The organism is Cellulomonas iranensis NBRC 101100 = JCM 18110 (assembly GCF_001552375.1).
In the GTDB taxonomy this organism is placed as follows: domain Bacteria; phylum Actinomycetota; class Actinomycetes; order Actinomycetales; family Cellulomonadaceae; genus Cellulomonas; species Cellulomonas iranensis.
Map to the genome: position 1 here is coordinate 1 of NZ_BCRB01000010.1, position 19,174 is coordinate 19,174.

Annotated in this window: 16 protein-coding genes; all 16 read left to right on the forward strand. The window is 75.7% G+C overall.

The genetic code is table 11. The annotated features are described in order from the left end of the window. Positions 1-101: 101 nt before the first annotated feature. Complete coding sequence (ftsH, locus tag CS2_RS03105; RefSeq protein ID WP_070318853.1) at positions 102-2,153, forward strand: ATP-dependent zinc metalloprotease FtsH; 2,052 nt, start codon at positions 102-104, stop codon at positions 2,151-2,153. A 49-nt stretch (positions 2,154-2,202) separates the two neighbouring features. Continuing rightward, complete coding sequence (gene folE, locus CS2_RS03110) at positions 2,203-2,808, forward strand: GTP cyclohydrolase I FolE (RefSeq protein WP_070318891.1); 606 nt, start codon at positions 2,203-2,205, stop codon at positions 2,806-2,808. Positions 2,809-2,971: 163 nt separating this feature from the next. Further along, positions 2,972-3,847, forward strand: a complete 876-nt coding sequence (folP, locus tag CS2_RS03115) for a dihydropteroate synthase (protein ID WP_082739766.1) — start codon at positions 2,972-2,974, stop codon at positions 3,845-3,847. After that, positions 3,844-5,499 (forward strand): 2-amino-4-hydroxy-6-hydroxymethyldihydropteridine diphosphokinase, encoded by a 1,656-nt coding sequence (folK, locus tag CS2_RS18420; RefSeq protein WP_082739768.1) that lies wholly within the window; start codon positions 3,844-3,846, stop codon positions 5,497-5,499. The genes folP and folK overlap by 4 nt, the downstream gene beginning before the upstream one ends. Next, positions 5,496-5,984: a DUF3180 domain-containing protein gene (locus CS2_RS03125; RefSeq protein ID WP_070318854.1), complete on the forward strand. Its 489-nt coding sequence runs from the start codon at positions 5,496-5,498 to the stop codon at positions 5,982-5,984. Before folK ends, CS2_RS03125 begins: the two co-directional genes overlap by 4 nt. A gap of 56 nt (positions 5,985-6,040) precedes the next feature. Next, positions 6,041-6,559, forward strand: a complete 519-nt coding sequence (locus CS2_RS03130) for a PH domain-containing protein (protein WP_070318855.1) — start codon at positions 6,041-6,043, stop codon at positions 6,557-6,559. Then, complete coding sequence (locus tag CS2_RS03135; protein WP_070318856.1) at positions 6,556-8,163, forward strand: PH domain-containing protein; 1,608 nt, start codon at positions 6,556-6,558, stop codon at positions 8,161-8,163. Before CS2_RS03130 ends, CS2_RS03135 begins: the two co-directional genes overlap by 4 nt. Beyond that, the gene (locus tag CS2_RS03140; RefSeq protein WP_046530058.1) at positions 8,160-9,215 is read left to right on the forward strand and encodes a Rossmann-like and DUF2520 domain-containing protein; all 1,056 of its coding nucleotides are present in this window, start codon (positions 8,160-8,162) and stop codon (positions 9,213-9,215) included. The genes CS2_RS03135 and CS2_RS03140 overlap by 4 nt, the downstream gene beginning before the upstream one ends. Continuing rightward, positions 9,212-10,171, forward strand: coding sequence for a pantoate--beta-alanine ligase (panC, locus tag CS2_RS03145; protein WP_070318857.1), 960 nt, complete (start codon positions 9,212-9,214; stop codon positions 10,169-10,171). The genes CS2_RS03140 and panC overlap by 4 nt, the downstream gene beginning before the upstream one ends. Continuing rightward, a complete protein-coding gene (panD, locus tag CS2_RS03150) occupies positions 10,168-10,635 on the forward strand; it encodes an aspartate 1-decarboxylase (RefSeq protein WP_070318858.1) in 468 nt (155 codons plus the stop codon). The genes panC and panD overlap by 4 nt, the downstream gene beginning before the upstream one ends. Before the next feature lie 78 nt (positions 10,636-10,713). Then, positions 10,714-12,462: an L-aspartate oxidase gene (locus CS2_RS03155; protein WP_070318894.1), complete on the forward strand. Its 1,749-nt coding sequence runs from the start codon at positions 10,714-10,716 to the stop codon at positions 12,460-12,462. 159 nt (positions 12,463-12,621) lie between these two features. Beyond that, a complete protein-coding gene (locus CS2_RS03160) occupies positions 12,622-15,807 on the forward strand; it encodes an endo-1,4-beta-xylanase (RefSeq protein ID WP_070318859.1) in 3,186 nt (1,061 codons plus the stop codon). A gap of 152 nt (positions 15,808-15,959) precedes the next feature. After that, complete coding sequence (nadC, locus tag CS2_RS03165; protein ID WP_082739755.1) at positions 15,960-16,958, forward strand: carboxylating nicotinate-nucleotide diphosphorylase; 999 nt, start codon at positions 15,960-15,962, stop codon at positions 16,956-16,958. Between the two features lie 87 nt (positions 16,959-17,045). Beyond that, a complete protein-coding gene (gene lysS, locus CS2_RS03170) occupies positions 17,046-18,512 on the forward strand; it encodes a lysine--tRNA ligase (protein ID WP_233421053.1) in 1,467 nt (488 codons plus the stop codon). A gap of 10 nt (positions 18,513-18,522) precedes the next feature. Next, positions 18,523-18,702: a hypothetical protein gene (locus CS2_RS03175; protein WP_070318860.1), complete on the forward strand. Its 180-nt coding sequence runs from the start codon at positions 18,523-18,525 to the stop codon at positions 18,700-18,702. Between the two features lie 83 nt (positions 18,703-18,785). Continuing rightward, positions 18,786-19,130, forward strand: a complete 345-nt coding sequence (locus tag CS2_RS03180) for a histone-like nucleoid-structuring protein Lsr2 (protein WP_070318861.1) — start codon at positions 18,786-18,788, stop codon at positions 19,128-19,130. Positions 19,131-19,174 lie beyond the last annotated feature (44 nt).

The following is a 19,174-nucleotide window of genomic DNA, read 5'->3' on the forward strand; positions in this document are numbered from 1 at the left end:
TGTGCCCTGGGCGAACACCGCGGGGCCCTGCCAGGTCCACCGTGTACTTTCAAGGCAGAGTCCCCGCGAGCGGAGGTTGAGGGGCCCGGCCCCGATCGCCCATGAACGTCAAGCGTCTCTTCCGCGGCCCCTTCATCTGGGTCGCCCTGGCCGTCCTGCTGTCCCTGGCCGCCTTCAGCATGCTGCAGATGCCCACGCAGCGGCAGATCGACACGTCCACGGGCCTCGAGCTCCTCAAGGACGGCAAGGTCGACCAGGTCCTCGTCACCGAGGGCACGCAGCGCGTGGACCTCACGCTCGCGGAGCCGTACGACCCGGACCCCGACCAGGACGGCGACCTCGGCACGCAGGTCTACTTCTTCTACGTCACGCCGCAGGGCGACCAGGTGGTCGACGCGATCACGCAGGCCGACCCCAAGGACGGCTTCACGTCGAAGGTCCCGCAGCCGTCGTGGTGGGGCAGCCTGCTGACGCTCGTGCTGCCGTTCATCATCATCCTGGGCCTGTTCTGGTTCCTGATGTCGAACGCGCAGGGCGGCGGCTCGCGCGTCATGAGCTTCGGCAAGTCCAAGGCCAAGCTCGTGAGCAAGGAGTCGCCCAAGGTCACGTTCGCCGACGTCGCGGGCGTCGACGAGGCGGTCGAGGAGCTGCAGGAGATCAAGGAGTTCCTCGCCGAGCCCGCGAAGTTCCAGGCCGTCGGCGCCAAGATCCCCAAGGGCGTGCTGCTGTACGGCCCGCCCGGGACCGGCAAGACCCTGCTGGCGCGCGCCGTGGCGGGCGAGGCGGGCGTGCCGTTCTACTCGATCTCCGGCTCGGACTTCGTCGAGATGTTCGTGGGTGTCGGTGCGAGCCGTGTCCGTGACCTGTTCCAGCAGGCCAAGGAGAACAGCCCCGCGATCATCTTCGTCGACGAGATCGACGCGGTCGGCCGGCACCGTGGCGCGGGCCTCGGCGGCGGGCACGACGAGCGCGAGCAGACGCTCAACCAGATGCTCGTCGAGATGGACGGGTTCGACGTCAAGACGAACGTCATCCTCATCGCGGCCACCAACCGCCCCGACATCCTCGACCCCGCGCTGCTGCGCCCGGGCCGCTTCGACCGCCAGGTCGCGGTCGAGCCGCCCGACCTCAAGGGTCGCGAGCGGATCCTCACGGTGCACGCGCAGGGCAAGCCCATGGCGCCGGCCGTCGACCTCGCGCTCGTCGCGCGGCGCACGCCGGGCTTCAGCGGCGCCGACCTCGCCAACGTGCTCAACGAGGCCGCGCTGCTCACCGCGCGCCGCGGTGCGCAGGTCATCGACGACGCCGCGCTCGACGAGGCGATCGACCGCGTGATCGCGGGGCCGCAGAAGCGCACGCGCGTCATGAACGTCAAGGAGCTCAAGATCACGGCGTACCACGAGGGCGGCCACGCCCTGGTGGCGGCCGCGCTGCGGTACACCGACCCGGTGACCAAGGTGACGATCCTGCCGCGCGGTCGCGCGCTGGGCTACACGATGGTCATGCCGCAGGAGGACAAGTACTCCACGACGCGCAACGAGCTGCTCGACCAGCTCGCGTACGCGATGGGCGGCCGCGTCGCCGAGGAGCTCGTGTTCCACGACCCGACCACGGGCGCGAGCAACGACATCGAGAAGGCCACGTCGACCGCGCGCAAGATGGTCACGCAGTTCGGCATGAGCGCCCGGCTCGGTGCGATCAAGCTCGGCCAGGAGTCCTCCGAGGTCTTCCTCGGCCGCGACGTCGGCCACCAGCGCGACTACTCCGAGGAGATCGCCGGCGCGATCGACGTCGAGGTCCGCGCGCTCATCGAGCACGCGCACGACGAGGCCCGCGAGATCCTCGTCGAGTACCGCGACGTGCTGGACGCGCTGGTCCTCGAGCTGCTCGAGAAGGAGACGCTCAACCAGGAGCAGCTCGCCGCGATCTTCGCGCCGATCACCAAGCGCCCCCCGCGCGACGTGTGGCTCTCGGGCGACGAGCGTGCGGTCTCCGACCGCGGGCCCGTCATGACGCCCGCCGAGCTGGCCGCGCAGAACGGGCACCCCGTGGTCCCGCAGGACGAGGCCGCGGCGGCGAACGCCGAGCACCCGGCGACCGCGGTCGTCGAGCTGCCCCCGGCGGGCACCCCCGACGCCGACGGGCCGCGCTGACGTGGCCGCCACCGACGTCACGGGCACGCCGGGCGACGACGGCTCGGTCATCTCCCGCACGCACGACGCGGGCGGCCGTGCGGTCGCGCCGTTCGACGAGGAGCGTGCTGCGCGTGCCGTGCGCGAGCTGCTGCTCGCGGTCGGCGAGGACCCCGACCGCGAGGGTCTGCAGGAGACGCCGGCGCGCGTCGCCCGGGCCTACCGCGAGATCTTCGCGGGTCTCACGATGGACGCGCGCGACGTGCTGACCACCACGTTCGACCTCGGCCACGAGGAGATGGTGCTGGTCAAGGACATCGAGGTGTACTCGACCTGCGAGCACCACCTCGTGCCGTTCCACGGCGTCGCGCACGTCGGGTACATCCCCGGCGCCGACGGCCGCATCACGGGGCTGTCGAAGCTCGCGCGCCTGGTCGACGTGTACGCGCGCCGGCCCCAGGTGCAGGAGCGCCTGACCTCGCAGGTCGCCGACGCGCTCGTCGAGGTGCTCAACCCCAAGGGCGTGCTGGTCGTCCTCGAGTGCGAGCACCTGTGCATGTCGATGCGCGGCGTGCGCAAGCCCGGCTCGCGGACCGTCACGTCGGCCGTGCGCGGCCAGATGCGCGACGTCGCGACCCGCGCCGAGGCCATGAGCCTGCTGGCCGGCCGGCACTGACGGACCCGGCCGTGCCACCGCGTCGGGCTGCGGCGCGCGGACCCGCACGGTCCCGCGCACCGCGACGAGCGCCTAGGCTCGCACCGTGACCGACCACGGCTCCCTCCTCCGTGGCCCGTCGGGGCTGCTCGACGCGCACGAGCGCCTCGGGCGCGCCCTCGTCATGGGCGTCGTCAACGTGACCCCCGACTCGTTCTCCGACGGCGGTCGCTGGTACGGCGTCGACGCCGCGGTGGAGCGCGGCCACGCGCTGCTCGCGCAGGGCGCCGACCTGCTCGACGTCGGCGGCGAGTCCACGCGGCCCGACGCGGCGCGCGTGCCGGTCGACGAGGAGCTCGCGCGCGTGCTGCCGGTGGTCGAGCGCCTCGCGGCGGCCGGTGCGGTCGTGAGCGTCGACACCACGCGGGCCGAGGTCGCGCGCGCGGCCGTCGAGCGTGGCGCCGTGCTCGTCAACGACGTGTCCGGCGGCCTGGCCGACCCCGACATGCCGCACCTGGTCGCGCGCACGGGCGTCGCCTACGTCGCGATGCACTGGCGCGGCCACGCCGACGTGATGGACGACCACGACGTGTACGACGACGTCGTCGTGGACGTGCGGGCCGAGCTGCGCGAGCGGGTCGCCGCGCTGCGGGCGGCGGGTGTCGATGACGCGCAGGTCGTGCTCGACCCGGGGCTGGGGTTCGCCAAGGCGGGTGCGAGCAACTGGCCCCTGCTCGCGCACCTGCCCGAGCTCGTCGCCGAAGGGTTCCCGGTGCTGGTCGGGGCGTCGCGCAAGCGGTTCCTCGGGCACCTGCTCGCGGGCGCCGACGGCGTCCCCGTGCCGCCGACGCAGCGGGACGACGCGACGGCGGCGATCAGCGCGCTCGCGGCGGCGGACGGGGTGTGGGCGGTGCGCGTCCACGAGGTCGCGGCGTCGGCCGCGGCGGTGCGCGTCGCGGCCCGCTGGCGCGCGGCACGCGACGGCACGGCAGGCTGGGCGACGACGGGCACGACGGCACGGTCCGCGACGGGGCGGGCCGCACGGGAGGGAGCACGGTGAGCGGTCAGGACGACGTGCACGACGACGGCGGGCGCCGGCTGGACCAGGTCCGGCTGTCGGGCATCAGCGCGACGGGGTACCACGGCGTGTTCGCGCACGAGCGGCGCGAGGGGCAGACGTTCGTCGCGGACGTCGTCGTGCACCTCGACACGCGCCGCGCGGCGGCGGGCGACGACCTCGCGCACACCGTCGACTACGGCGAGGTCGCGCAGCTCGTGGCCGCGGTCCTCTCGGGCGAGCCCGCGGACCTCATCGAGACGGTCGCGGAGCGGATCGCCGCGACGGTGCTGGCGCGTCCGCACGTGCAGGCCGTGGACGTGGCCCTGCACAAGCCGCAGGCGCCGATCACCGTGCCGTTCGGGGACGTGGTCGTCTCGATCCGGCGCGACCGCACGAAGCTGCCGGCCGCCGAGCCGTACCGCCCGCCGACGGGTGCCGTGCGACGCGACCCCGAGCCCGACGTGCGCCCGCGGACCGCGCCGCTGCCCGTGACCGGGCCGACGCACGCGGCCTCGGCGCCCGTGGTCGCCGCCGCTCCGGGGTCCGCGCGGGCTGATGCCGACACCGGCCCCGACGGCGTGGGCGCGGTCGTCGTGCCGGCGCCGTCGGGTGCGGTGCCGACCGGTGTGCTGCCGGCGGTGGCCGCGGCCACCGCGCTCGCCGCGGCCGCGCCCGGCCCCGTCCCGCCGCCCGTCGTCACGGGCCCCACGGGGCCGGTCCCGGGCACGTTCGGCGCGGGCCCCTCGGAGCCGGTCCCGTCGCCCGCGACCGCGCCGCGCGCCCACCTCGACGCCGACGACGACGGCCCCGCCACGCAGCTCATGGCCCCGGTCGACCTCCCGGACCACGACGCGCAGCCGTTCGACGCCCCGGAGCACGACGCGTCCGCGTACGCCGAGCCCGCGTACGTCGAGCCCCGGTACGCCGAGCCCGCGTCCGACCAGCCCGCGTACGACGTGCCGGCGCACGAGACCCCCGCGGCACCGCCGCTCGACGGCCCCGCCACGCAGCTCATGGCGCCCGTGGCCGACGTCGTCGAGGGCGAGCTGGTCCTCGACGCGCTCGACGAGCCCCCGGCGGCGCCGGTGCGCGCGGTGCTCGCGCTCGGTGCCAACCTCGGCCCGGCGCAGGAGACGCTGCGTCAGGCGGTCGCCGACCTCGCGTCGGTGCCCGGCATCGAGGTGGTCGCGGTGTCGCCGCTCGCGCGGACGGCCGCGATCGGCCCCGAGCAGCCGGACTACCTCAACGCCGTGCTGGTGGTGCGCACGACGCTCGCGCCGCGGGACCTGCTGCGCGCGGTGCACGCGGTCGAGCAGCACCACGGGCGCGAGCGCCTCGAGCGCTGGGGTCCGCGCACGCTCGACGTCGACATCGTGGTGTACGGCGACACGCTCGCCGTGACGGACGACCTCGAGCTGCCGCACCCGCGCGCGCACCAGCGCGCGTTCGTGCTGGAGCCGTGGGCGCAGGTCGAGCCCGACGCGGTGCTCCCCGGTCTCGGGGGCGGGCCCGTCGCGCAGCTCGCGGCGACCGCGCCGGACCGTGACGGGGTGCGCTGGATGGCGCTCGACTGGCTCACGGCGCCCGTGCCGGCCGCCAGCCCCGAGCCCGACGGCGACGGCGCGGGGCCGGGGGAGGCGCGGCTGCCGTGAGCGCGACCCGTCGCGGCACGCTGGTCCTGCTGGCCACGGGCGTCGCCGCGGTCACGTGGTGGGCCATGCGGATGCTCGTGGGCCGCGGGGCCGCGACGCCGCCCGAGGTGCCGTGGCTCGTGATCGCGGTCGAGCTGGTGATCGCGGGCGTCGTGCTGTCGATGGGCTGGGCCGTGCGGCAGTTCCAGCAGGGCAGGCGCCCCGACCTCAACCCGCTGCGCGCCGCCCGGACCGTCGTCCTCGCGAAGGCGGCGTGCTACACGGGTGCGCTGCTGACCGGGTGGTACGGCGGCCAGGCGCTCTCGCTGCTCACCGACGCGGACGTCCCGGGCAACCCGGCGCGGGCCGGCGCGGCCGGTCTCGCGGTGCTCGGCGCGGTTGCGCTCGCGGTCGCGGGCCTGGTCGTCGAGCACTGGTGCCGCATCCCCCCGCCGGACGCGGACGCGCCGACGCTGACGCGCGACCCGGACCCGACGGCGGGCTGAGGTCACGGCCGCGCGGTCGTGACCTGCGAGGCACCCCGGTGCGGGAGGATGGGGGCATGACCACTGCCGCCGCGGCCCCCGGGCCGTCCGCCGCCGACCCGTTCGACCTGCACGACGTCGCCTGGACGCCGGTGTCGCCCCGGCTGGCGGGCGCGCGCCTGCTCGTGCTCGCGGTGTGGGCCGTGGTGCTGCTCGTGCCGACGTCGGTGCTGGCCGCGGCCCTGGGGATCGCGTGGCTGTGGGCCGTGCCGGGCGTGCTCGCGGCGCTCCTGCTGTGGGGTGCGCTCGTCGTGCACCGGCAGGTGCGCGCGCTGCGCTACGCCGAGCGCGACGACGACCTTCTGATCCGCCGCGGCATCATGTTCCGCGAGCTCGTCGTCGTGCCCTACGGGCGCATGCAGTACGTCGACGTGAGCTCCGGCCCGCTCGCCCGTCGCTTCGACATCGCGACCGTGCAGCTGCACACCGCGGCGCCGGGCACGGACGCGACGATCCCGGGCCTGCCGCCGGCCGAGGCCGCGCGCCTGCGCGACCGTCTCGCGTCGCGCGGCGAGTCGCGTCTGGCCGGCCTGTGAGCACCTCGCTGCACCCCGTCCCCGAGTCGGCGGGCGAGGAGGGCTACGACTGGCGCCGGCTGCACCCGGTGACGCCCGCGCTGCGCGGCTGGAAGGTCGTCGCGGCGTTCGTCGCCGTCATCGGGTTCCAGATGTCCGACACGCTGCGGCAGATCATGGACGCGCTCGGCCCCGGGCGCGCGTGGCTCGTGGTGCTGGGCGTGGTGCTGCTGGTCGGGGTCGTGGGCTTCGTGTACTCGGCGCTCGCGTGGCGCGTCATGCGCTACGCCGTGACGGACGAGGCCGTGCACCTGCGCACGGGGCTGCTGTTCCGCCAGCAGCGGCAGGCGCGGCTCGACCGGCTGCAGGCCGTCGACGTCGTGCAGCCGCTGCTCGCGCGCCTGCTGGGGCTCGCGCAGCTCAACCTCGAGGTCGCGGGCGGCAGCGGCTCCGCGGTGCAGCTCGCGTTCCTGCGCGAGTCGGAGGCGACGGCCCTGCGCGCGCAGATCCTCGCGCTCGCGGCGGGGCTGGGCCCGCGCGGTGCCACGCCGCAGCCCGCGGCCGGCGCGGTCCCGCAGGGCGCGGTCCCGGCCGGTGCACCCGTCGCCGACGGCGCCCCGGCCGGTGCCGCCGCGTTCGAGGCCGCGCCCGAGCGGCAGGTGTACGAGCTGCCGATGGGCCGGCTCGTGCACTCGATCGTGCGGTCGGTGCCGCCGTGGCTCGTCGTCGTCGCGCTGGTCGGCGGTCTCGTCGTGGGCGTCGTGACCCACGACCTCGGGGGCCTGCTCGTCGGCGTCCCCGCCCTGCTGGGCGTCGGCGGGTACGTGTGGAACCGGCTCAACACGGGCGCGACGTTCCGTGCGGCGGCGTCGCCCGACGGCATCCGGCTGCGACACGGCCTCACGGAGACCCGCGCGCAGACCGTGCCGCCGGGACGTGTGCAGGCGGTGCGGCTCACGCAGGGTCCGCTGTGGCGCGGGCCCGACTGGTGGAAGGTCGAGATCAACGTCGCGGGGTACGGGCCGGAGGCCACGACCGAGTCCGTGCTGCACCCGGTCGCGACGCGCGCCGAGGCGGCCGTCGCGCTGTGGCTCGTGCTGCCCGACCTGGGTGTCGACGACCCGCTGGGCACGCTCGACGCGGCGTTCCGCGGCGTCGACGACGCGGGCGGCTTCACGCCCGCGCCGCGGCGCGCGCGGTGGGTGGACCCGCTGAGCCGCCGCCGGCACGGCGTGCTCGTGACCCGGACGGCGCTGATCATGCGCTCGGGGCGCTGGTGGCGCACGGTCGTCGTGGTGCCGCACGAGCGCACGCAGAGCCTCGCCCTGGAGCAGGGGCCGGTGCAGCGTCGGCTGCGCGTGGCGACGTTCGTCGCGCACTCGACGCCCGGCCCGATCTCGCCGCGCGTCGAGCACCTCGACGAGCACGTCGCGGCGGCGCTGCTCGAGCAGCAGGCGCGTCGTGCCCGCGAGGCGCGGGCCGTGGCCGGGCCGGAGCTGTGGATGCGGACCGCGTCGGCGGACCTCGGCGGCGCGGGGCAGGTCGTGGGCGCCGAGCCGCCGCGCCCGGTCGCCGACCCGGTCGCCGCCCCTGCCGAGCCCGCGTCGCCGGACCCGCGGCCGTGAGCGCCGACCCCGCGTCGCGGCCCGGGCGCCTCGGCGTCGGCGTCGTCGGGGCCGGCCGCGTGGGGGCCGTGCTCGGCAGCGCGCTGCGCGCCGCGGGGCACCCCGTGGTCGGCGTCTCGGCGGTGTCGGAGGCGTCGCGCGAGCGTGCGGCCGCGCTGCTGCCCGGCGTGCCGGTGCTGGACGTGCCGGAGGTCGTGCGGCGCTCCGAGCTCGTGCTGCTCGCGGTGCCCGACGACGCGCTCGCGCCGCTCGTGCGCGGGCTCGCCGGCACGGGCGCGTGGCAGGCCGGTCAGATCGTGGCGCACACGTCGGGCCGGTTCGGCGTCGACGTGCTCGGGCCCGCGCGCGCCGCGGGCGTGATCCCGCTCGCGCTGCACCCGGCGATGACGTTCACGGGCACCTCGCTGGACCTCTCGCGGCTCGTCGGCTGCACGTTCGCGGTGACCGCGCCGGCGCCGGTGCTGCCGATCGGGCAGGCGCTGGTCGTCGAGGTCGGCGGCGAGCCCGTCGTCGTCGCCGAGGACGCGCGGCCGCTCTACCACGCGGCCCTCGCGCACGGCGCGAACCACCTGGTGGTGCTGGTCGCGCAGGCCGCGCAGGCGCTGCGGGAGGCGGGCGTCGCCGAGCCGGGGCGCGCGCTGCGCCCGCTGCTCGACGCGGCACTGGACGGTGCGCTGCGCGCCGAGGACGCGTCCGGCGACGGCGGTCCGGGCGCGATCGCCGCGCTCACGGGGCCCGTGCGGCGCGGCGACGCGGGCACGGTCGCCGACCACGTCGCGGTGCTGTCGGCGCTCGGGACCTCCAGCGGGGCGGTCGACGTGCCGGCGGGGTACGGTGCTCTGGCCCGCGCGGCCGCGGCCCGCGCGCTCGGTGCGGGGCTCGTCGGCCCCGACGCGGCGCAGGCGGTGCTCGACGCGCTCGCGGGCATCATCGGCGCCCCGGCCGCGTTGCACGAGGGGGACGAGCGGCCCGGCGAGGGCCCCGACGGCCCGCCGGGCACCGGCCCGGCCCCGCAGGACGACGGCGGCACCCCGCCGCAGGAGGACGCATGACCACGACCCACCCGGCGCTCGTGCGCGACCGCGCGGCACTGGCCGCCGCGCTCGCCGCGCAGGACGCCGCGCCCCGGCCGGACGGTGCTGCGGCCCGTCCGTACCGGCGTGCGGTCGTCATGACCATGGGTGCGCTGCACGCGGGGCACCTCGCGCTGGTGGAGCGTGCGCGCGAGCTCGCCGACGCGGTCGTCGTGACGATCTTCGTGAACCCGCTGCAGTTCGGCCCGACCGAGGACCTCGCGCGGTACCCGCGCGACCTCGAGGGGGACGTCGCGCTGCTCACCGGGCCGGGGCTGCTGCGCGCGCAGGACGTGGTGTTCGCGCCGACCGTCGACGTCGTCTACCCGGACGGCGACCCGACGGTCCGCGTGGTCGCGGGCGGCCTCGGCGACGTGCTCGAGGGGGCCTCGCGCCCCGGGCACCTCGACGGCGTGCTCACGGTCGTCCTCAAGCTCCTGCACCTCACGCGCCCCGACGTCGCGGTGTTCGGTCAGAAGGACGCGCAGCAGCTCGCGGCGGTGCGGCGCATGGTGCACGACCTCGACGTGCCGGTGGACGTCGTCGCGCAGCCGACCGTGCGCGAGGCCGGCGGGCTCGCGCGCTCGAGCCGCAACGCGTACCTCACCGCGGACGAGCGTGGACGCGCGCTCGCGCTGTCGGCCGCGCTCGCGGCCGGGACGCGTGCCGCGCAGGACGGTGCCGGGCCCGACGCGGTCCTCGCGGCCGCGTGCGCCGTGCTCGACGAGCACCTGACCACCGGCGACGCGGTGGACTACGTCGCGCTCGTCGACGCCGCGACGTTCACGCCCGCGGGCCCGGCCACGACGGACGCGCTGCTGCTGCTCGCGGTCCGCGTGGGCGCGACCCGCCTGATCGACAACGCCCCGCTCGCGCTGCGGGGGGCACCCGTGGGTGCCCCGGCCGCGGGCCGCACGCACGGAGGTGCCGCGTGACCACGCTGCAGCGCACGATGATGACCGGCAAGATCCACCGCGCGACCGTGACGGCCGCCGACCTGCACTACGTCGGGTCGATCACGATCGACGCGGACCTGCTCGCGGCGGCCGACGTGCTGCCGGGCCAGCAGGTCGACGTGGTCGACGTGACCAACGGCTCGCGCCTGACGACGTACGCGATCGCGGGCGAGCCGGGCGGCGGCGAGGTGTGCGTCAACGGCGCGGCCGCGCACCTGGTGCACCCGGGGGACGTCGTCATCGTCATCGCCTACGGCGCGATGTCGGACGCCGAGGCGCGGACGTACTCGCCGCACGTCGTGCTCGTCGACGCCGCCAACCGGATCGTGGACACGGGCGACGACCCGGGCCAGGTGCCCGAGGCGTGGACCGCGGAGTCGGGGCTCGTGCCCTCGGGTCTGCCGTTCGCGGAGGGCCGCGCGGCGGTCGTGCGCGAGGACTGAGCCCGCGCCGGGCGGTCCGCGGTCCGACCGTGGCGCCGACCCGGGGCGCGGCCGCGTTAGTGTCCGTGCGTGCCCGCGGTGCCGCTCCTGCCCGACCTGCCCCCCGTCCGTGTCGCGACGCGCCTGGCCGCGCCCGACCCCGGCTGGTCGGTCGAGGCCGACGCCGTGGTGGTCGGCTCGGGCGTCGCGGGCCTGACGGCCGCGCTCGAGCTGCGCTCGCGCGTGCGGCGCGTGCTGCTGGTGACGAAGGGCGTGCTGTCGTCGGGGTCGACGGTGTGGGCGCAGGGCGGCATCGCGGCGGCGCTCGACCCCGCGGACTCGCCGGCGGCGCACCTGCGCGACACGCTCCTGGCGGGCGGCGGGCTGTGCGACCCGCGCGCGGTCGAGACGCTGGTCACCGAGGGGCCGCGCCGGGTCCGGGAGCTCGTGGCGCGCGGCGCGGTGTTCGACACCGGTCCCGACGGCGTCCTCAGCCTGACGCGCGAGGGCGGGCACCGGGCCGACCGGATCGCGCACGCGGGCGGCGACGCGACGGGCGCGGAGATCTCGCGCGCGCTGGTCGCGCAGATCGAGGCGGTGCGCGAGGACCCGGGCATCGAGGTGATCGAGCACGCGCTCGTGCTCGACGTCCTCACGGGCGCGCCGGGACCCGACGGCGCGCCGGGCCCGGTCGCGGGCGTCACGCTGCACGTCATCGGCGAGGGCTCGCGCGACGGCGTCGGCGCGGCGCTCGCGCCCGCGGTGGTGCTCGCGACCGGCGGCATCGGGCAGGTGTACCGCTCGTCGACGAACCCGGCGCAGGCGACGGGCGACGGCATCGCGGCGGCGCTGCGGGCCGGTGCGCTGCTGGGCGACCTGGAGTTCGTGCAGTTCCACCCCACGGTGCTGTGGCTGGGGGCGGGCGTGAAGGGCCAGCTCACGCTCGTGTCGGAGGCGGTGCGCGGCGAGGGTGCGCTGCTGCTCGACACGGACGGCGTGCGGTTCATGCCCGACGTGCACGAGCTGGCGGAGCTCGCGCCGCGCGACGTCGTGGCGCACGCGATCGTGCGGCGCATGGCCGCGACGGGGTCGGACCACGTGTGGCTCGACGCGCGGCACCTGGGCGGCGACTTCCTGCGTCGCAGGTTCCCGACGATCCACGAGCGCCTGGCCGAGCACGGCATCGACCCGGCGACGGACCTGGTCCCGGTGGCCCCGGCGCAGCACTACCACTCGGGGGGCGTCGTGACGGACCTCGACGGACGGTCCTCGGTGCGCGGTCTGTACGCTGTCGGCGAGGTCGCGTGCACGGGCGTGCACGGCGCCAACCGGCTCGCGTCGAACTCGCTGCTCGAGGGCCTGGTGTTCGCGCACCGCGCGGCGCGTGACGTGGCGGGGCGCGTCGAGGGCGGGTTCCTGCCGCGCGTCGAGCCGGTCGTGCGGCCGGGTGACGAGGCGCTGGTGGCGGCGGCCTCGCGGGCGCGCGTGCAGCGCGTGGCGACCGACGGGCCGGGCGTCCTGCGCTCGGCGGAGGGCCTGCGCCGCGCGCTGGACGCGCTGGGCCGGATCCCGGCCGACGCGCAGGCCCGGCGGGACGACGGCCGGCCGCTGGGGGAGCCGCAGCTCGCCGAGTGGGAGACGACGAACGTGCACCAGGTGGCGACGGTGCTGTCGCTCGCGGCGTTGGCGCGCGAGGAGTCGCGGGGCGGGCACGCCCGCGCGGACCACCCGGCGCCGCGGGACGCGTGGCGCGTGCGGGTGGGGGTGCGCGCGGCGGTCGGCGGCGGCGTCGTCGTCGGGACGTCGGGCCCGGCGTCCGACGGCGTGTCGTCCGACGACTCTCGATAGTTTCGATCTCGATCCTGCAACGAAAGTCGCGGCATCGCGACGACGCCTCTGGTCAGGCGACCAGATCCCCCGTACGTTGATCCGGCGAGATCCGACTTCGTGCGCAAAGGAGCGTCAATGCGTCGTCTCAGACACCATCGTGTCCTCGAAACTATCGGCGTGGGGGTGGCGGCGGCCGCGCTCGTCGTGGCACCCGCCGTCACGCTGGGATCGGCGGCGGTCGCGGCCGACGCGCCCGCCCAGGTGGACCTCGTCTTCGACTTCGAGGACGGCACGCTCCAGGGCTGGGAGCCCCGCGCGACGGAGCAGGGGGCGCCGGCCGTGGACCTCGTCGACTCCGGCGCGCACTCCGGCCAGCACGCCGCGCGCGTCTCCGACCGCGTGCACCAGGGCCAGGGCGTCCAGCTGCCCGTGACGGACGTGCTCACGCCCGGCGCGCAGTACGAGTACGAGGCGTGGCTGCGCTTCGAGGCCGACCCGGGCACGCTCGTCCTCAGCGCGCGCACCGACACCGACGGCACCGTCGCGTACTCCAACGTCGCGACGTTCACGGGCGTGACGACCGAGTGGACCCGCGTGGGCGGCATCTTCACGATGCCGGAGTTCGGCACCGCCGCCGAGCTCTACCTCGAGACGCAGTGGGACGGCGGCAACGCCGGCAACACCTCGACGTTCCTGCTCGACGACGTGACGATCGCGACCCCGCAGGTCACGGTCGAGGACCTGCCGCCGCTGCGGGGCGAGGTGCCCTGGCCGATGGGCGTCGCCATCGACCAGCGCGAGACGCTCGGCGACTCGCGCGACCTCGTGACGCGGCACTTCAACCAGATCACGGCCGAGAACCACATGAAGCCGTACGCCTGGTACGACGCCGACCGGAACTTCCGCATGGACCCGCAGGCCAAGGCGCTGCTCGACACCGCGGTGGCCGAGGACCTGCGCGTCTACGGGCACGTGCTGGTGTGGCACGGGCAGAACCCCGGCCAGACGGACGCCGACCCCGACACGGGCACGCCCGCGAACCCGGGCTGGATGTTCCTCGACGACGACGGCGTGCAGCTCACGTCGAGCCCCGAGGACCAGGAGCTGCTGCGCCAGCGCATGCGGCAGCACATCTTCTCGGTCGCGGAGACGATCGCCGACGCGTACGGCCCGTTCGGCTCGGAGTCGAACCCGCTCGTCGCGTGGGACGTCGTCAACGAGGTCGTCGCCGACGGCGGCGAGAACCCCGACGGCATGCGCCGCTCGGCCTGGTTCCAGATCCTCGGCGAGGAGTTCGTCGACCTCGCGTTCCGGTACGCCGACGAGGCGTTCAACGACGAGTACGCGGCCGCCGGCTCCGACCGTCCCGTGACGCTGTTCATCAACGACTACAGCACCGAGGCGATCGGCAAGCAGGACCGCTACTTCGCGCTCGTCTCGCGGCTGCTCGAGCGCGGCGTGCCGGTCGACGGCGTGGGTCACCAGTTCCACGTGAGCCTCTCGACGCCGGTCTCGGCCCTCGAGGCGGCGCTCACGCGCTTCGAGGCGCTGCCCGTCACGCAGGCCGTCACCGAGCTCGACGTCGCCACGGGCACGCCCGTGACCGAGGCGCGGCTCATCGAGCAGGGCTACTACTACCGCGACGCCTTCGACCTGTTCCGCGCGAAGGCGGCGTCGCTCTTCTCGGTCACGGTGTGGGGCCTGTTCGACGGCCGCAGCTGGGTCAACGACAACGGCGCCCCGCTGCTGTTCGACGACCGCCTGCAGGGCAAGCCCGCGTACTACGGCGCGGCCGGGCTCGAGCTGCCCGGGCGCATCGCGTCCGGCCAGTCGTTCGGCGGGCAGGTCGCGCTCGACGACGCCGCGGCCTCGGCGCCCGAGTGGGAGCAGCTCCCGCTCTCCCCGATCGGGGAGGACGGCGTCGCCGGCGGTCTGCAGACGCGGTGGACGGCCGACGCGCTGACGGTGCTCGCGCAGGTCCCGGCGGGCATCGACGCGGTCCGCGTCACGGTCGGGACGACGACGTACGCGGTGCCGCGCGAGGGCCAGGGCGACCTGCCCGCGGTCTGGGCCGCGCACGGCGACGGGTACCGCGTGGTCGTCCAGGTGCCCCTGACCGGGGCCGAGGAGGGCGACGTGCTCGCCTTCAACGTGGGCGTCGTGCAGGGCGAGCAGATCACGTCGTGGTCCGGCCGCGCGGGGTCCCTCGCGCTCGTCGAGCCGCTGTCGTACCTGGAGATCCCGTACGCCGCGGCCGACGTGCCCGACGTCGACGGCGACGTCGACGAGGTCTGGGCGGGCCTGGAGCCGGTCGTCACCGGCAAGCAGGTCTCGGGCAGCGGCACCGCGACGGCCGAGGTCCGCGCGCTGTGGGACACCGACACGCTGTTCGTGCTCGCGGAGGTCACCGACCCGGCGGTCGACAGCACCGCCACGCAGCCGTGGGAGCAGGACTCGGTCGAGATCTACCTCGACCTGGGCAACCGCAAGAACGGCGCCTACCTGCCGACCGACATGCAGCTGCGCGTCGGGGCCGACAACGCGGTGTCGTTCGGCAACGGCCCGGCCGAGCAGGCCGACCGCGTGCGCACCGCGACCGCGGCCACGGGCACGGGGTACGTCGTGGAGGTCGCGATCGACCTGATGGGTCTCGGCGGCGCGGACACCGTGCACGGCGTCGACTTCCAGGTCAACGACGCCGCGGGCGGCTCGCGCATCGGCATCACGAACTGGGCCGACCCGACGGGGCAGGGCTACCAGTCCACCGCCCGCTGGGGCGTCGCCAGGCTCGTCGAGGGCCCGGTGGAGCCGGAGGGGCCGCGCGTCACGCTCGGCAGCCAGGAGGTCCGCGCGGGCGAGGGCGTCGAGGTCGAGCTCGCCGGGTTCGCGCCGCAGACCGACGTCGTGCTGGCGCTCGACGCCGGGGCGACCGCGCGCGGCGGGCTCGGCGGCGTCGGCGCGGCCGCCGCGCCGGAGGGCCCCGTCGTGCTGGGCACCCTGACGACCGACCCGGGTGGGTCGGCCGTCGGGACGCTCACGGTGCCGGCGACCACCGCGCCGGGCGTGTACCTGCTGGTCGCGTCGGTCGACGGCTCGCCGCTGGCCGACGCCGCCCTGACCGTCCTCGCGGCGGCCCCGGGCGACGGCGGCACGGGCGGCGGCGACGGCGGTGGTGGCACCGGGTCGGCCGGTGGCACGGGCACCGGCAGCACCGGCGCCGGCGGCAGCCTCGCCGTCACCGGGACCGGGCTCGGCCTGGGGCTGCTCGCGCTGCTCCTCGCCGGCACGGGCACCACGCTCGTGGTCGCGCGTCGTCGCGGGCTCACCCCCGCGACGGTGCGGCAGACGCTGCTGCGGCGCTGACCGTGGCAGCGGCGCCGGGGTGACCTGCGGGTCACCCCGGCACCGGCCCCGCCGGACGTCCCCTCCCGACGTCCGGCGGGGCCTCGTCGTGCCCGGGGCGTCGCGCGCGGCTGCGCCGGTGGGCCGCCGGCTCGCGCCGCTACCGTGTCCCGGTGACCGCCGCACCCACGCCCGCCGCCCCCGCCCGGCCCGCCTCGCCCGTCCTGCCCGGCGACCCGGGCCCCGACGCGGGCGCGATCGCGCGGCTCGTCGCGGTCGCGCTCGACGAGGACCTGGGCGCCGCGCCCGGGCGTGACGTCACGACGCAGTCGACGGTGGACCGGGCCGCGCGCGGCGGCGCCGACGTCGTCGCGCGCGAGGCGGGTGCGGTCGCGGGGCTCGTCGTGGTGCCGGTCGTGCTCGACCAGGTCGCCGACCGGCTCGGCCTCCCGCACGCCGACGTCGTGTGGCACGTCGCCGACGGTGCGGTGGTCGACGCGGGTGCGGTGCTCGCGACCGTCACGGGCCCCACGCACGTGCTGCTCGTCGCCGAGCGCACGCTGCTCAACCTCGTCTCGCGCGCGTCGGGCGTCGCGACCCACACGCACCGGTGGACCCGTGCGCTCGCGGGCACGGGCGCGCAGGTCCTCGACACGCGCAAGACGACGCCGGGGCTGCGGGCGCTCGAGAAGTACGCCGTGCGGTGCGGCGGGGGCACCAACAAGCGCATGGGCCTGTACGACGTCGCGATGGTCAAGGACAACCACGTGGTCGCGGCGGGGTCGGTCGCGTCCGCGGTCCGCGCGGTGCGCGAGCGCCACCCGGACGTCGCGGTCCAGGTCGAGGTCGACCGGCCCGAGCAGGCCGACGAGGCGCTCGACGCGGGCGCCGACTTCCTGCTGCTCGACAACATGCCGACCGACGTGCTGGCCGCGACGGTCGCGCGCGTGCGGGCCCGCGAGGCCGCCGCCGGGCACGTCGACCTCGAGGCGACGGGGAACCTCACGCTCGAGCGGGCGCGCGAGGTCGCGCTCACGGGCGTCGACTTCCTGTCGGTCGGCGCGCTCACGCACTCGTCGCCGATCCTCGACGTCGCGCTCGACCTCGACCCGCGCTCGGTCGTCGCACCGGGCGCCGCGACGGACGCGGGGGAGCTCCGCGCTCGCCCGTAGAATCCCGGGGTGACCGAACGCACCGCACCCGCCGACCCGACCGCCGCCGACGCGGCGACGCCCGCCGTGGACGACGTCCCCGAGCAGATGCGCGTGCGTCGGTCCAAGCGCGAGCGGCTGCTCGCGTCGGGCGTCGAGGCCTACCCGGTGTCCGTGCCGCGCACGCACACCATCGAGGACGTGCGCGCGGCGCACCCCGACCTCGAGCCGGGCAGCGAGACGGACGACGTCGTGGGCGTCGCCGGGCGCGTCGTGTTCCTGCGCAACACCGGCAGGCTCGCGTTCGCGACGCTGCAGGACGGCGCCGGGACGCGCCTGCAGGCGATGCTGTCGGAGAAGGAGGTCGGCGCCGACGCGCTCGCCGCGTTCAAGGCCGACGTCGACCTCGGCGACCACGTCTTCGTGCACGGCCGCGTGATCGCCTCGCGGCGCGGCGAGCTGTCCGTGATGGCCGACGAATGGCGCATGGCCGCCAAGTCGATCCGCCCGCTGCCGAACCTCTACGAGGGCACCGAGATGTCCGAGGAGGCGCGCGTCCGGCAGCGTTACGTCGATCTGATCGTGCGTCCGGGTGCGCGTGAGATGGTGCGGCTGCGGTCGGCCGTCGTGCGGTCCTTGCGCGAGAACTTCTACCGCCGCGGATATCTCGAGCTCGAGACCCCCATGCTCCAGGTGCGCCCCGAGGGGGCCGCCGCGCGGCAGTTCGAGACGCACATGAACGCGTTCGACATCGACCTGTACCTGCGGATCGCGCCCGAGCTCTTCCTCAAGCGCGCGGCGGTCGGCGGCGTCGAGAAGGTCTTCGAGATCAACCGGAACTTCCGCAACGAGGGCGTCGACTCGACCCATTCGCCGGAGTTCGCGATGCTCGAGGCGTACGAGGCCTACGGCGACTACGACACCATGGCGGCCCTCACGCAGGACCTCGTGCAGACCGCCGCGCTCGACGCGCTGGGCACGACCGTGGTGACGCTCGCCGACGGCAGCGAGTACGACCTGGGCGGCACGTGGACGTCGCTGACGATGTACGGCTCGCTGTCCGAGGCGCTGGGCGAGGAGATCACGCACGACACGTCCGACGAGCGGCTGCTCGCGCTGCTCGACGCCGCCGAGGTCGAGCTCGCGCCCGCGCAGCGCAACCACGGCAAGATGGTCGAGGAGCTGTGGGAGCACCACGTCGGCGCGACCCTGTGGGCGCCGACGTTCGTCCGCGACTTCCCGGTCGAGACGTCGCCGCTGACGCGTGACCACCGCACCGAGCGCGGCCTGGTCGAGAAGTGGGACCTGTACGTGCGGGGCATGGAGCTCGCGACCGCGTACTCCGAGCTCGTCGACCCCGTGGTCCAGCGCGAGCGCTTCGAGGCGCAGGCGCTGCTCGCGGCGCGCGGCGACGACGAGGCCATGCGCATCGACGAGGACTTCCTCGCCGCGATGGAGCACGCGATGCCGCCGTCGGGCGGCATGGGGATGGGCGTCGACCGGCTGCTCATCGCGATGACTGGTCACGGTATTCGTGACACCATCCCATTCCCTCTCGTGAAGCCGCAGGTCTGACGTTGTCACCGTGGGAGGGTCCGTGAACGGCTGGGGTGCAGTTCTGGCAGCGTTGCTGCCGTCGGTCGGCGTCGGGCTGATCTTCTGGTTCTCGATGCGGGCGATCATCAACGCCGACCGCTCCGAGCGGCAGGCGATCGCACGGATGGACGCCGAGCACGAGCACAGCGGGCGCACAGAAGCCCCGTAATTCGAGGGTTGCGTTTGACGCGCTCAATGTCGGGTGAGACAGTGAGCGCGTCAGCTCAAATCCCCCATTGTCCGGGAGCATTCATGGCACAGAAGGTGCAGGTCCTGCTGGTCGACGACGTCGACGGCGGGACGGCGGACGAGACCGTCACGTTCGGTCTCGACGGCGTGACGTACGAGATCGACCTCACGTCGGAGAACGCCGCGAAGCTGCGCGACGCGTTCGCGCAGTGGGTCGCCAACGCCCGCAAGGTCAGCGGTCGCTCCTCGGGCCGGTCGGCGGGCCGCGCCACCTCCACGTCGTCGCGCTCGGCGCGCTCGAACGAGGCGCAGGAGATCCGCGAGTGGGCCAAGGCCAACGGCTACCAGGTCTCCGAGCGCGGCCGCATCTCGGCCGAGGTCAAGAAGGCCTACGACGACGCGCACTGAGCGTCGCCGCGTCGCCCAGGGGGTCGCGCGACGCAGCACGAAGG

Coding starts and splice junctions, on each gene's coding strand:
- ftsH (WP_070318853.1), top strand. CDS start 102: ATGAACGTCAAGCGTCTCTTCCGCGGCCCCTTCATCTGGGTCGCCCTG.
- folP (WP_082739766.1), top strand. CDS start 2,972: ATGGGCGTCGTCAACGTGACCCCCGACTCGTTCTCCGACGGCGGTCGC.
- CS2_RS03130 (WP_070318855.1), top strand. CDS start 6,041: ATGACCACTGCCGCCGCGGCCCCCGGGCCGTCCGCCGCCGACCCGTTC.
- panC (WP_070318857.1), top strand. CDS start 9,212: ATGACCACGACCCACCCGGCGCTCGTGCGCGACCGCGCGGCACTGGCC.
- lysS (WP_233421053.1), top strand. CDS start 17,046: ATGCGCGTGCGTCGGTCCAAGCGCGAGCGGCTGCTCGCGTCGGGCGTC.
- CS2_RS03180 (WP_070318861.1), top strand. CDS start 18,786: ATGGCACAGAAGGTGCAGGTCCTGCTGGTCGACGACGTCGACGGCGGG.